The 13,474-nt window shown below is 53.7% G+C and carries 7 protein-coding genes; all 7 read right to left on the bottom strand.

Going from position 1 to position 13,474, the window contains the following annotated elements:
* Positions 1 to 8: 8 nt before the first annotated feature.
* Positions 9 to 5,159 carry a non-ribosomal peptide synthetase gene (locus HEQ61_RS09875; RefSeq protein ID WP_168021148.1) on the bottom strand — a complete coding sequence of 1,717 codons (5,151 nt, stop codon included), beginning with the start codon at positions 5,157 to 5,159 and terminating at the stop codon, positions 9 to 11.
* A 201-nt stretch (positions 5,160 to 5,360) separates the two neighbouring features.
* On the bottom strand, positions 5,361 to 7,163 hold the full coding sequence (locus HEQ61_RS09870) for an ABC transporter ATP-binding protein (RefSeq protein ID WP_168021149.1): 1,803 nt from the start codon (positions 7,161 to 7,163) through the stop codon (positions 5,361 to 5,363).
* Positions 7,164 to 7,180: 17 nt separating this feature from the next.
* Positions 7,181 to 8,977, bottom strand: coding sequence for an ABC transporter ATP-binding protein (locus HEQ61_RS09865; protein ID WP_168021150.1), 1,797 nt, complete (start codon positions 8,975 to 8,977; stop codon positions 7,181 to 7,183).
* Positions 8,978 to 9,826: 849 nt separating this feature from the next.
* Positions 9,827 to 10,840, bottom strand: a complete 1,014-nt coding sequence (locus tag HEQ61_RS09860) for a phage late control D family protein (protein ID WP_209315719.1) — start codon at positions 10,838 to 10,840, stop codon at positions 9,827 to 9,829.
* Positions 10,831 to 11,049 carry a tail protein X gene (locus HEQ61_RS09855; RefSeq protein ID WP_415877258.1) on the bottom strand — a complete coding sequence of 73 codons (219 nt, stop codon included), beginning with the start codon at positions 11,047 to 11,049 and terminating at the stop codon, positions 10,831 to 10,833. Before HEQ61_RS09855 ends, HEQ61_RS09860 begins: the two co-directional genes overlap by 10 nt.
* The gene (locus tag HEQ61_RS09850; protein WP_168021151.1) at positions 11,018 to 11,488 is read right to left on the bottom strand and encodes a phage tail protein; all 471 of its coding nucleotides are present in this window, start codon (positions 11,486 to 11,488) and stop codon (positions 11,018 to 11,020) included. The genes HEQ61_RS09855 and HEQ61_RS09850 overlap by 32 nt, the downstream gene beginning before the upstream one ends.
* A 2-nt stretch (positions 11,489 to 11,490) precedes the next feature.
* Positions 11,491 to 13,320 carry a phage tail tape measure protein gene (locus HEQ61_RS09845; RefSeq protein WP_168021152.1) on the bottom strand — a complete coding sequence of 610 codons (1,830 nt, stop codon included), beginning with the start codon at positions 13,318 to 13,320 and terminating at the stop codon, positions 11,491 to 11,493.
* Positions 13,321 to 13,474 lie beyond the last annotated feature (154 nt).

Genomic DNA, 13,474 nt, shown 5'->3' with positions numbered 1-13,474 from the left:
TTCTCCTGCTATGGCCGGGTATGCACCGGACAGCGGATGATGGTTTCAATGGCTTGGGCCAGAGCATCGAGGGAAACAGGATCTGTCAGAAGGCTCCAGTGGTTTCCCTGAACCAGAATGGTAGGAACAATCCCATCGGGCCAGGCGGGGAGATCCTGCCATTCCGGGGGAACCTCTGTTGCCGCAATCACCAGGCTTGGTGGCTCAACAAACGGTGCGGGCATGTCTTGCATCGCCGTACGATGGGCCCGAACCATGGCAGTAAAACGCTGGACCAGTGCTTGCTCCTGCTTATGATCAAGATCAGCTTCCTGGATACCCAGTAAGGCCATCAGGGCAGACGATGTTTCCGGGGCGGCCGGCATGCCAGAGGGATCGGGACGACCAAGGGCAAAGGCACCAACAGGTGGCGGGTCTAGCAGAACAGCCCCGGCAACAGAAAGACCATCGTCTTTCAGGGCAGATACCAAGCCGGGAATGGACAAGGCACCAAAAGACCACCCGCCAAGATACAGGGGACATGAACCAAGGCCAGAAGATAACTGGCCTATAACACCCCTGAAATACTGAACAAGATCAATCAGTCTGCAAGCCGGCTGTTCACCCTTGGCCAGCCCCGGTGTCCGCAGTGCTGTCACCGTTATCGTATTGTCAAGACGTGCCGCCAGAGGTGCAAAAAGAGTGGCCATGCCATCACTGCCGGGCAACAGGATCAGGTGTGCCTTTGCGTCCACGCCCGTCCTTAGATGCAGGACAGCCGGAAAATTATCAGGTTCCAAGGATGGGGCAGCCCCGGATGCATCCAGTGCGACCGCAAAATCACGCAGAACCGGATTTTCGAACAACAGACGCAGCGTTGGGGTACCACAACCCATTGTTCGCAGTGTGCTGATCAAATGCGTGGCCAGCAAACTGTCTCCTCCCGACAGGAAGAAATTATCCCCGGAGCCAGGCATATCACCCAGAATATCCGCCCACACCGTGGCAATGGTCTTTTCAAGAGGCGTATACACGGCATCCACGGAGCAGCCTGCCGTAACAGATGGGACCAGCGAGGCCAATGCCTTGCGATCTACCTTGCCATTCAGACCCAGCGGAAGCCGGTCCAGAACAATAAAAGATGAGGGCAACATGCCCGGGGGCAGGTGTTCGGACAGCTCCCGCACCAGGGCAGACTGATCCAAGGAAACAGCCCGGCCAGGAGTACGGGCAACAAAAACATGCTGACCAGCCCATGCCGCACCACCATCAGAAACACAGGGCACAAGGAACCCAACGTCTTCCATAACGCGGCACCAGGTTTCAGCATCAACCAATGGCCGACCGTCATCGCGACGAAAATCGGTGAAATGGCCAAAGCCTTCAAGAAAACCGGCTGTCACCAGCTGCAACAGATTGTGTCGGGTTGCCTCGCGCAGGACCAGAAGCCCCCCCGGCTTCAACACTGAACGCAGATTGGCCAAGGCGGTCGGAATATCACGCACATCATGCAGGACATTGCTGGCTATGACGATATCCGCACTATGCTCTCCCAGCCCCGCAGAGGATGGGTGCCAGGAAATATCCCAGCATGCTGTCTGCAGGAACGGGCAATCAGAGAAACCGGAGCGGGAGTGATCCAGAAAGAAGGACGAGATATCTGTAAATATATATTCACTGCGCCCCGGATCCAGAACCGGCAGAACATGGGCTGTTGTCCCACCGGTTCCTGCACCGACTTCAATGATGGATACAGCGGAATCAGGGGCCGCCTCTGCAAAGGCACGAACGGCTGCCGCAACCATCTTCCCATAAGGAGCGGACAAGGGATTATGGCGGTAAAGATCACCCGCCAAGGCACTGTCCCCGCCGGGAAACAAAACTTCAACCGGATCAAGGTGGCCATCAAGAAGCTCGTCACAATGCGCAATACACGCCTCGACCCAGTCCGTAATCCGGAAGTTCTCAAAGTCAGCCTCGACAGACTTCAAATCTTGGAGGAACGCCTGCCCGGCATCAGGATCACAACGCAAGGGCCGCAGGGCTGAGAAACCACCAGCATCAGTCTCTACCAGCACATCCGCCGCGACCAAGGCCTTGATCCACTGCTCCAGTAAACCGGCATAACGTTCGGCAATACCACTGCGGCGCATGATCTCTGGCATGGTTAGCGGAACAGAACCGTCAAACACATCCCGTCGGGCCAGAACTGTTTCCATCACAGACAAAGCCAGGCGATCCCCGGCAATACCAAAAGCCTCTGCGCAGGTCTTTATATCAGGCCCAAGACCAGAAACAGGGACGGACAATGCCTCACATGCCCTTTGGTATCGATCCGCTGACAAGGACGGGAGAAGGGAGAAAGCAGAACTTGCCGCCGGCACCGGAACAGGGACAACAAAGGCTGTAATACGCCCCCCACTACCGCCGGATACCCCGGGTGTGAAAACAGCGACCGCATCACGAACTCCGCTGGCATGGATCAAGGCAGCTTCAATATCACCCAGTTCGATGCGCTGACCGGCGACCTTGACCTGATTGTCCTCTCTTCCCAGGAATTCCAAGGTACCATCAGGCCAATAGCAGGCCATATCCCCGGTGCGGTACAGACGCTCACCCGTTTGTGGATGCTGCACGAAAGATTGTGACGTTTTTTCCGGGTCATTCTGATAGCCATCCGCCAGACCAGATCCGGCGATATACAGGTCTCCGGCCACATAGTCCGGTCGATCTCGCCATCTTCGGTCCAGAACGTGGTAGCGCTGGTTGGACAGCGGGAACCCATAAGGAATAGAGCGCCACACCGGATCAACATTCTTGATCTCGAACCAGTTGGACCAGATCGAAGCCTCCGTCGCACCACCCATGGCAATAATACGGACATCGGGGAACAAAGCCCTCAACCGCCCCGGCAGGCTAACTGGAATCCAGTCCCCGGACAGAAGAACAAGGCGCAGACCACGGGGTGTTTGTGCCTGTCCCTTTTCCAGCACATCAACCAACAGCTCCAGAAGGGCTGGGACCGTGTTCCAGATTGTCACGCCATGACGATCCATCAGGTCAGCCCAGTGCAGGGGATCAAGACGCTGGTCTTCATCTGGAAGAACCAGTGCCCCACCAGCCCCCAGAACACCGAAAATATCGTAAACAGACAGGTCAAATGCCAGAGATGAAAGAGCAAGAACCCGGTCATGCGGACCAACCGCAAAGCGACGACTGATATCAGCCACCGTGTTGGCAGCAGCTTGGTGGCTGATCATAACTCCCTTGGGTATCCCGGTTGAGCCAGATGTGTAGATAACATAGGCCAGATCTTCCGGTTGACGCGGCTGATACACAGGCAGACGACCCGCTTTGGGAATAACAGGAAGAGAGGGATCAAGACAGCGTATATGATCAGGGGCAGCATGATCTTGATGACACAGCACAAGCCGCACACACGCGCTATCAAGAACCTGTGCCAGACGGGCCCGTGGCGTATCAAGTGAAACGGGGACATAGACTCCACCGGCCTCAAGGACAGCCAGAACGGCAATAATTTGCTCCAAGCCTTTTGGCAGAACAACCGCCACAGAATCGCCGGGCTCTATGTCCAGACAAGCCGCAAGTTGTTCCGAACGCTGCAACAACGTCGCATAGCCAAGACACTCTGCCCCATGGAACAGAGCAGGTGTGCAAGCTGAAAGGCCATCCTTGTTCCGTCCATGCTGAAAAACAGGGTGATGAAGAAGGAATGGCTTGAACGGCGCATCGGTTGCATTCGCGCTCTGGCGTGGCTCCAACTGGGCCGCTGTCAGCAAAGAACCAACAGGCTGCTGCCAGGCCTGTTCAGAATCAACCAAGGAAGCCAGAAGCCTGTCATAGGCATCCATCATGCCTTCGACCAGCCCCGGCGGGAAAAGGTCCTCAATAACAATCCAGTTCCAGACCAATTCGCCGCGCCGCACCATAACTTGGTGATCAAGCCAAACCTGTGGTGTTGCCGTTTCCAAGCATATTGGCTCCCCCAGCAATGCCCCTTCCCGTTCCGTATCAGCCAAATGATCAATATCCATGCCAAGCAGGCTGGTAAAGACAACCGGCATGCGTCCGGCATCCACAGTTCCAGACAAACGCGACACGTCACGCATGACATCAACACCGGAGTAAACCCGGTGCGCCAGTCCGCTCCACATCTCCTTCTGTATGTTTTGTGCCCGCTCATAGAGGGACTTGTTCTCAGCACAATCAACTGTGACCAACAGGACCGAGGTAAAATCACCGACCAGCCGCATCACGTCCGGATGCAGGCGTTCTCGGTTGAAGTGGGTCAGATTGACCGTAAAACGGGGAGATCGAGACCAATATGCCAGAACTTCAGAGAATGCTGCCAGAAGGACAGCGGATCCGGTCAAGCCATGCTCTGCAGCACGATGTACAAGGCGTGACCATGCCTGTGGGGCCAGGCTCCGGATGTGTCTGCGAAAGCGTGGGAAAGGAAGGGATCCGGGCGCAACAGCAAGGGGAAGGTCAGGAGGAGGTGCCATATCAGGAAGACGCTGAAGCCACCATGAGCGGGCATCATTCCAAGCCTGCGTCCCACGTCTCTTCTCTGTTGCAAGAACATAGTCACGAAATGAAAAAGAAGGCGGCGGATCAACGGGTATCCCCGCATACAAGTGCTCCAGATCCGCAAGAAATACGTGGAAGCTCTGGACGTCAAACATCAAGAGATCAATATCAAGGTGCAAATGAAAGCAGGCATCTGAAAGGCGGGTGGCACGCATCTCGAACAACGGCCACGTCCCGGCATCCAGAACTTGGCGAGACATCCTGTCGCGCGTCATGGATACAGTTTGGTCAGCATCTTCTGCGTCGGGGCTGTCAACTATTACTGTATACCAAGGTACTTCAGGCAGAATACGCTGGCGACCATCAGGCTGTATGATGGCACGCATCATATCGTGGCGCCGAATAACCTCGTTCCAGGCTTTTTCTAGCTTTTCTACATCCAATGTGCCCAAGGCCCATTCAAAATAAACATGGCAGGCCACATTCCCCAGTTCCAGGGAGCTGCTGCGACCAACCCAATAAGCGTGCTGGATATCGGTCAGGGGGAAAGGACGGTGACGTTCGTTATCATCTTGGCCAGCACTCCTGACGGCACGGCCTTCCCTCATCACCGCAACATGTTCCAACATCACCAACGCTCCCGGGTACAAACACCGTATAATCACGGACGGTGTACATGACGGCATGTTGGCGCCAATCTCTATTGCGATTGGTTATCAATACATCGCAATCGGGATTAAAAGAGTTTTCTGATAAAACACCAAGCACCTTTCCGCCCCGTTTGCAGAGAACTAGGGCATTATCGAGACTGGAAAAAAAGGATGTACGATTCAGGCAGCCTTGGCTCCAGAGCCATGCCATCCTGGTGCTGATGCAAGAGCAGACCAGAGGTTTTTGTACAAACCTCCGCCACCAATCAACTCTGAATGAGACCCGCGTTCGACAATGCGCCCATGATCCATGACCAAAATCTGGTGAGCATTACGTATTGTCCACAAACGATGTGCAATAACCAGAACAGTCCGGTTATGCACAAGATCCCCCAGCGCCTCCTGTATCAGACGCTCATTCTCAATATCCAGCGCAGATGTCACTTCATCCAGGACAAGGATGGGACTGTCTTGCAGAAAGGCTCGGGCCAAAGCAATGCGCTGCCTCTCCCCGCCGGACAACGCCGCACCGGCACCAGCAAGGACTGTATTGTAACCATCAGGCAATCGCATGATAAAATCGTGACAGCGCGCTGCCCGGGCGGCCTTGACTACATCATCATCACAGGCATCCAGTCGGCCTGCACGAATAGAATCCGCTACCGTTTCCGTAAACAGGGTTACGGTCTGGGACACGACAGAAACAAGGCCATGCAGCTGCTGATCCGGTATTACTGCCAGATCAACACCGCCGATCATGATCTGCCCACAGGCAGGCTGATACTGCCGGGCCAGAAGCCGGACCAAGGTACTTTTCCCGGAACCCGTCAGGCCAACAATGGCCGTCACCGTATTGGTGGGAATTGTAAAATCAAGATCAACAACATGGCCAGCAGTATCCGGCCCAGCCTGACATAATTTGTCGGCATACGAAAAGCTGACATTGCGGAAAACGATATCGGCACAATCAATCGGATAGTAATCCCCGGTCACCTCATCCGACGGCGCATCAAGAATAAGCATGATGCGCTCCATTGCGGCTTCCATCTGGCGGACAAGCGCGGAAAACTCCATGAGATTTGCCAACGGGCCGAGCAAACGCAGGGAAACCAAGAAAAAGACAGGCCAGGCTGCAAGCTCCAGTGTTCCCGCCACCACAAAGTATGCACCGCCGGCCAGAACCAGAATACAGCCAAGCATCAAGACAGACGGAAAGGCGATCATCGGCCGCACGAAGGACCATGTTAAATCCTGTGAACGATCACGAAATGAGCCGATAGCTTGATAACAGCGCGTCTCGCTGTCACTGGCCAGTCCAAAGGACTTGATGACAGCAATCCCACGAATGAATTCGATCAGTCGCGCATTCATGGCGGACTGGGACTGCACGTAACGTTGCGTAGCCCGGCGCAGGGTACGATGGCCAAGAATCAAGACAGGTATAGACAACCCAATACCAAAAAACAGCGCCATACCCATACGTATATCCAGAAACATCAAGGCAGAGAGCGCAACAACAGGCAACGTCATGGCCGTGACAAGGCGCGGGATTACAAGCCCGGGAACCTGCTCGATCGTCACCATATCCTGCATCACGATATGAGCCAGTTCACCGGAATCATGCTTGTTGAACCATGATAGGGGCAAAGTCGGCAGTTTTTTTGCGATCCGGATACGCAGGTTCGCCGTCATGTTCAGGCCCGCGCCATAACCATACAAACTCCCAAGATGGGATAACACCCATTGTAGCCCGTAAAGAACCGCAAAAACGGCAGCGACGGACATCACAGCCGGCATCGTATCCAGGGAATATGGTAACCATGGCACAACACGCTGATCTTGCATCAGAGCCATAACCACCAGGCATGCCAAGCCGACCGGAAGCGCTGCCGCCATACTCTCCAGAATTCTGAACAGGATGGAACGTACCATAGCGCCTCGCTCCACACCGGAAAGGTTCAGGATACGCAGCAAAACCATCATACCGGATCTCCCGCTCTTCATGATGCCGCCATGGTCCCTGCCGAGATTCCAAGGTGCCTTTCTCCATCGATTGGCGGGCATCCAAGTGACCAGGACAGGTTACGACACTGCAACGCCCAGAGCCGGCTGTAGAGCAAAGAACAACCAAGGAGTTGCTCGTGAGTCCCGACAGCATCCAAGCGACCATCGGACAACAAAGCAATTTGGTCACAGGCCGACACACTATCCAGTCGATGCGAGACAACCACAATCGTCTTTCGGCCAGCCAATTGATTGACAGCTTGCTGAATCAGCGCCTCGTGCACCGGATCAACATGGGACGTTGCCTCGTCCAGAATCAGGATCGGAGCATCACGTAACAAAGCGCGGGCCAAGGCAAGCCGCTGACGTTCTCCGCCTGACAAACGAACACCATTTTCACCAATAACGGTGTCAAATCCTTCGGGGAGCTGCTCTATGAAGTGTAAGGCGTTAGCTGCCCTTGCAGCAGCCAGAATGGCCTCATGAGAGGCATCTCTCATGCCTACGGCAATGTTGGCGGCAATAGTATCGTTGAATAAAAAGACATCTTGGTTGATAAGTCCGATACACAATGCCAGTTCATCCGGGGCGAAGGTATCAAGACCCCGGCCTGCCAAGGAAATATGTCCAGATGTCGGCCTGATGTGACGAACCAGAAGCCGGACCAAAGATGTCTTTCCAGCACCAGATACGCCAACCAGTGCTGTTGTCTGGTTCGCTGGTATCTCAAAACTTATGTCACGTAATAGGACTTCCCCTTCTGTCTGAAATCCCACTGCGTCAAGATGAAAGCCGAATGAAGAAATAGACGAAATATAGTGCAGGTTTTCTGTCGTAAGTTCTGGCTCTTCCAAAATCCGGGTAATAGCCTGTTCAGCCTTGCTGACCCGCAGAAAGACCTCTCCATACAAGACAAGTTTGGTCAGGGGAGCGCTAATGCCGGTTGCGATAAAAACGGCAAGGAGCATCGTTGTCGGCATAACGCCTACATGCAAGACCAGCCACATTCCCGTAGGCACAACAAAGAGCAAGGATGCACCGGTTGCAACAGAGAAAAATGCCCACGGACCAAGCCACTGCTTCTGCCAAGATACAGCGAAGTCGCGAAACGCACAGACATGATTACGAAAAACACGAAAGCTTCGCAGGCCACGCCCTCCTGTTTTCAGAGCATCAATACCCTGTAGATATTCGACGGCTGCTGCATTGATCGTTCCCAAAAGACGAAAGTACTGGCTGATCTTTCCGGAATGCCCCCGCATCATCAAAGCATTGGCTGTAATGGCCAAAGGAACAATGCCACATGCCGCCACGGACAAACGCCAATCAATCACTGCCAGAAAGACGAGAGCTGACAAAGGCGCCAACAGAGCGGACACCATGTCAGGGAGCTGATGACTGAGAAAAAGCTCCAAGACCTCAACATCCTCATTGACCAAGCGCTTAAGGGCCCCAGTCTGTCTTGACGAAAAGAAATCAAGTGGTAAACAGCCGAACTTGCGCAAAAGCGCATGCCTTATCGTAGCTAACGTGTCAAAGGCTGCAGCATGGGCAATACCAGTGGCAAGGCCGGCGCACAGCGGTTGAAGCACAAGGCAGGAAGCAGCAACACAAACACTGATCCAGAAAATAAAGGTATTATCAGAAGAGAGAGATTCTACGGCAAGGCATATAAAAAGCAACGGAGCCAACGAAAGAGCGACAGCAACCGATGATAGCAGGCAGGCGGAAACAAAACGCCACCGGAACTGCCCAGCCAGGCACAGAAGCCGGATAAAGCTCTTCATGGCCATAACCAGCCACCTCCTGCCAGCACAAGAACCAATACAGAAGCATGCATCTGAAGCTAGTGGCATTCTAGTGCAATCTGGGCAATCAGAATGCGATCAGGATTTTTTCTCTATTGTAAAATGCTGACGCCCTGACCATGAATTCATGGAACAGGGCGCACTGCTTAAATATTATAGAAAATAATTCATAAATAAATTTAGTGTTTTATTAATAATTAATTATAATTACATGATCGCATGTTTGTCTTTTCCCACGTTTCTACAATAGAAACAGGGTAAAGAATACGACCGCCAATTTTCACATATGCAGGACCAATTCTTTTTGCCCGCCAATTGGCAAGAGTTCCTTTTGCAATAACTCCACCCCACCGAATCAGAAGATCATCAACAGTAAAAAATTCTGAATTCATCTGCATCTCACATACTCCTATCCGGGCGACTATTCATTACGGAATGCCGCACAAAACACATCACTTCTCACGACAAAATAAAATAAATGCCTCGTTTTATATTAAAAATTAAACTACGCGTTAATTAATTAACAATACAGGTGTGAATTTTCCTTCTTAAAAAAGAAAAAATGACTGCCTATAAAGAACAAGCACTCACACTAATAATGCATGAGGCGCATAGCAATCAAGATGTTTTTTGAAAAAAGTGAAAAATTATAAACTATTAACATTGATTAATGATGGTGAATGAAAGTTACTTATTCGGAGATATTGCTCCATTCATAGTCACTTCATTATTAAGTGATCTCTCTCTATAGTAGTCCAGTAATTTCATACAGTAATACGAAACTCAGGATCATGATTTATTGCATAAAAGTTGCACAGCGAACGTAGCCATCAATCAAGATTCTGCAACAGAGCGACTGGCTTCCACACAGGACACATAGCCATTACCGTCAAGGGCATGCGTCACGCGCGTTATCAGCCATTCACCATCGAGACGGTCACAAAATCCCCTGACCTTTAGGCGACCCTCAGCAACCAAGGCACCGTTGCCAGCAAGGACAAGAGACAATGTTCCCTTTAGGAAACTAGATTTTTCGTGTTCAGCACGGGCTGCCTGTTCAGCACTGCATCTGTCCGGATAATGGTAGCGCAAGCGCCGCACAGGTTCCCCCTCCCCCACAACCACTTCGCAATCATCAGCGGCTTCCACATCACGATACAAGGCAACGACAGAGCCAACCTGTTCGCGCTGACTGAGTGATACGCGCCATGACTTCACGTCTTGCTGCTGTACCTCAAGGATAGGAAGCGGCTGGCCTGTAACAGATATACCCCGCCCACGACGACAAACAACAAGCGCGCCATCAGCCGGCTTGATGACGAGTCCCGTGTCACGCCCCAGCCGGGTCAGAAGATTGATGTCAGACTCATTGACCTGATCAATATGGGGAATCGGGATCTCATCAATATCGGCCGCGATGGCAGCACGCAGACCATGTTCTCCGGCAATTTTCTCGACAAGGGAACTCAACCCTGTATCCAATGGCCAGGAGCGTGTCTTCTGGGAATAGAGGGAATGCTTTCCCGTCGGTGTTGCTGTTTGTATCGCAGCCTTGGCCCTGATCAGAAGACAGCCCGGGGGACCGGAAAGCTCCATTTCGTCAACGACAAAAAGCCCCATACGGGACATAGATCCCGTATACCCAAGCCAGACTTCAAGCTCTGCGCCTGATGCAGGCAGAAAAATAGGCTGTAGTGGATCATGATCGGCCAGAACCAGCTCCAGGGTGTCACTCTGGAGTCCAGCCTCATCGGTCAAGGACAAACGGATCAGACGCTGACGGATCAGTGCTGTAATGTCGCTGTTGTTGGCAACAATACGAACATCGGGTCTGTATTTCAGCTCCACAGACGAATGCCTCCTGCAAAGACAGGCTCGCGGATGTCAGGCAGACAAACAGTCAGCCCTGCCGGCAAGACCGGACCTTGGTCGGCCAGTCCGGGGTTGGCATCCAGAAGCTGCTCCACACATCGTCCACGACGACGGCCATAATATGTCCAGGCGATCAGATCAACGGTATCACCATCACATGTTTTGTACTGAAGAGTTGTCATCATATTTCCTGAGCTTGAGACTAAATGTCTGACGGCGCGCAACACCGGCACGAGCAAACGTGTCTTGCTGCTCTTCGATGTGTTCTATGACCCATTGTCCCAAAATCTGGCCCTGCCCATCCAGCAACAGCTGAGGCTTGCCTGTGGCTGCCTGTTCGCGCATGGCATCAAGCTGACTGGCTCCGGAAGCATGAGACTTGGCAAAGCCTTCAGCCGAAAAGCCGGTGCCGGGGGCACGGTGGGATACATGCTTGTGGGTCGGGAAAATCACGCCGTCCAGCGTAAGCGTGTCTTCACCAAGGCCGGTGAACTGCAAGGCCGCCGAACGGCCAATACGATCCTGGGCAGACCAACGGTATGCAACAGAGCGTCGAAGAGTTTGGTACGCCGCAGTACTGATGCTGAATTGATAAGCACCAAGTTGCATCATGACATCAGACATTCTCAGGCCTCGTAAACCAGTGTGCTGTCATACAGCGCACCCCGGCTGCGCTGTTTCTGCCGACGTTCCATTTCATCAACAATATCCTGCGGATTATGATGGGGCTGGGCATTGATCGTGATTGTGTTTGCGTTGGTAACATGATGGGTGGTGCTGGTTCCGGATGCAGCTGTTGCAGGAGCGACGCGCCCGATAACCTGTGAAGCGGCGACGGAGCGCTCAAGCTCTGCCGACTGGGAAGCCGGAGGCACAGCAGGAAGGGAAGAAGGCAACGGGGTCGGCTGTGAACCCGGCAACGGAGAAGCTGGAAGAATGGGTGGCGCCTGTGTTGCAGCGTCACCAAACCCGAACAGGGTAAACACAGGGGTCAGCACATCTGTCAGCCACTTGACCTTTTCCATGACCAGACTGCAAATCGCATCCCACGCTGTGGCCGCACCATCGGACAACCCGGACCAGAGATCGGAAAAGAACGCGACGACAGGCTCCCAGTGAGCAATCAGCAACCCCGCAGCCAAGGCGATAGCCGTGATAACAAGCCCCAGAGGATTGGCCATCATGGCAATGCCAATCGCCCGAATACCCAAGACAACCATATTCAAAACCGGGCCAAGCCCCATCAGAGTTGTTCCGATCACCCGCATGATACCCGTCAACACATTGAAGACCGGGCACACAAGGGTGCCAACCGCACGCAGTACCGCACATGCATCCGTAAACATGCCAACAACCTTGGCCACCTCGCGAATGGTTGCTACCACTTCCATCAAGGGACGGATCCAGGGCATCAGCATGGAGCCCAGTGCCATGGCAAAAGCGTCAGCTTTGTTGATCAAGCACTGAAGCCGGTTATCCAGCGTATCGAGATCAGCTCCCTCTAAAGACACCACAGGGGTGACAGCAGCAAGCTGCTCTGTGCGGACCTGGAGTTGACCGGCACCGGCAGAAGAAACCAAGGCCGACCCCGCCTTGAAAGTATCCGGATCGGTGCCGAAAAGATGCCCGGTGAGCTGCTCCCGACCTGAGGCATCAAGGCCGACCATAGCTTGGCCAAGATCGCCAAGCACATCGGGAACAGATCGCATCTGTCCGGATGCATCCCGCAAACCGATATCCATTGCCTGCAACAGGGATGCAACATCAGAAGAAGGATCCGCCAGTCCAGAGATAACATGACCAAGAGCCAAGCCCGCTTTTTCGCCCTCCAGACTCGCTTCGGCCAACACACCCAGCATTGCAGTGACCTGTTCCAGGCTGGCACCGCCGGCAACCGCATCCGGGCCAACGGTTGCGAGAGCTTGGCCCAGCAGGGGAACAGCACGTGCCGAATCCCCTGCGGTTTGCACCAGCATGGTTGCCATGCGGGTCATATCCAACGGGTCAACCGGCATCCGGTTCTGGATTGTGGCAGACAGGGCCATTGCATCAGCGGGAACCATGTTTCCGGCCTGTGCCATAAGCAACGCCCCGGGTAACGAGGCAACCGCCCGCCCTTCGGCCATACCGGATTGGCCCGCAGCATGCAGGGCCTGCCCGATCTGGACAGGAGACCACTCCCCGGAACGGGCTGTGTTAATGGCCAGGTCAGAGAGCCGCTGCGCCCCCTCGGGACCTGCCTGCATCAAGCGACTGGTTTCCTGAATGACTGTATCGAAATCAACGGCCCTTTCGGCCCACGCCGAAGACAGCGAGAAGAATCCGGAGGCAGCATTTCTCATGACGGATGCAACGCCGGAATCCACTGAGGAGCGAGACGCACCGGCAGAGAAACCCGAGGAGGAAGCAGTCCCTCCCTTCACGGCAGCCCGGATTGATGGTGCCGCCTGGGTCATAACCGGCCCCCGATCCTGTTTTTTTTTAGATCTCTTGGAAAAACCGGACTTACCCGATTCCGGCGCCATATCAGGCGTCGATTCTTTATCACGTATCACGTTTTGGCAAACCTTCAATCCACCATAAAAAAGTGCTGGTCGGCATGCTGCCGAT

This window comes from Haematospirillum sp. H4485 (assembly GCF_012102745.1).
GTDB lineage: Bacteria > Pseudomonadota > Alphaproteobacteria > Rhodospirillales > Rhodospirillaceae > Haematospirillum.
Note: the sequence above shows the minus strand (reverse complement) of the source record. Positions and strands in the feature narration are given on the sequence as shown.

What these genes read in the sequence shown, in the direction of transcription:
- HEQ61_RS09865 (WP_168021150.1), bottom strand. Translation starts at nt 8,977, where the DNA reads ATGGCCATGAAGAGCTTTATCCGGCTTCTGTGCCTGGCTGGGCAGTTC.
- HEQ61_RS09870 (WP_168021149.1), bottom strand. Translation starts at nt 7,163, where the DNA reads ATGATGGTTTTGCTGCGTATCCTGAACCTTTCCGGTGTGGAGCGAGGC.
- HEQ61_RS09845 (WP_168021152.1), bottom strand. Translation starts at nt 13,320, where the DNA reads ATGACCCAGGCGGCACCATCAATCCGGGCTGCCGTGAAGGGAGGGACT.
- HEQ61_RS09875 (WP_168021148.1), bottom strand. Translation starts at nt 5,159, where the DNA reads ATGTTGGAACATGTTGCGGTGATGAGGGAAGGCCGTGCCGTCAGGAGT.
- HEQ61_RS09855 (WP_415877258.1), bottom strand. Translation starts at nt 11,049, where the DNA reads ATGATGACAACTCTTCAGTACAAAACATGTGATGGTGATACCGTTGAT.
- HEQ61_RS09850 (WP_168021151.1), bottom strand. Translation starts at nt 11,488, where the DNA reads ATGTCTGATGTCATGATGCAACTTGGTGCTTATCAATTCAGCATCAGT.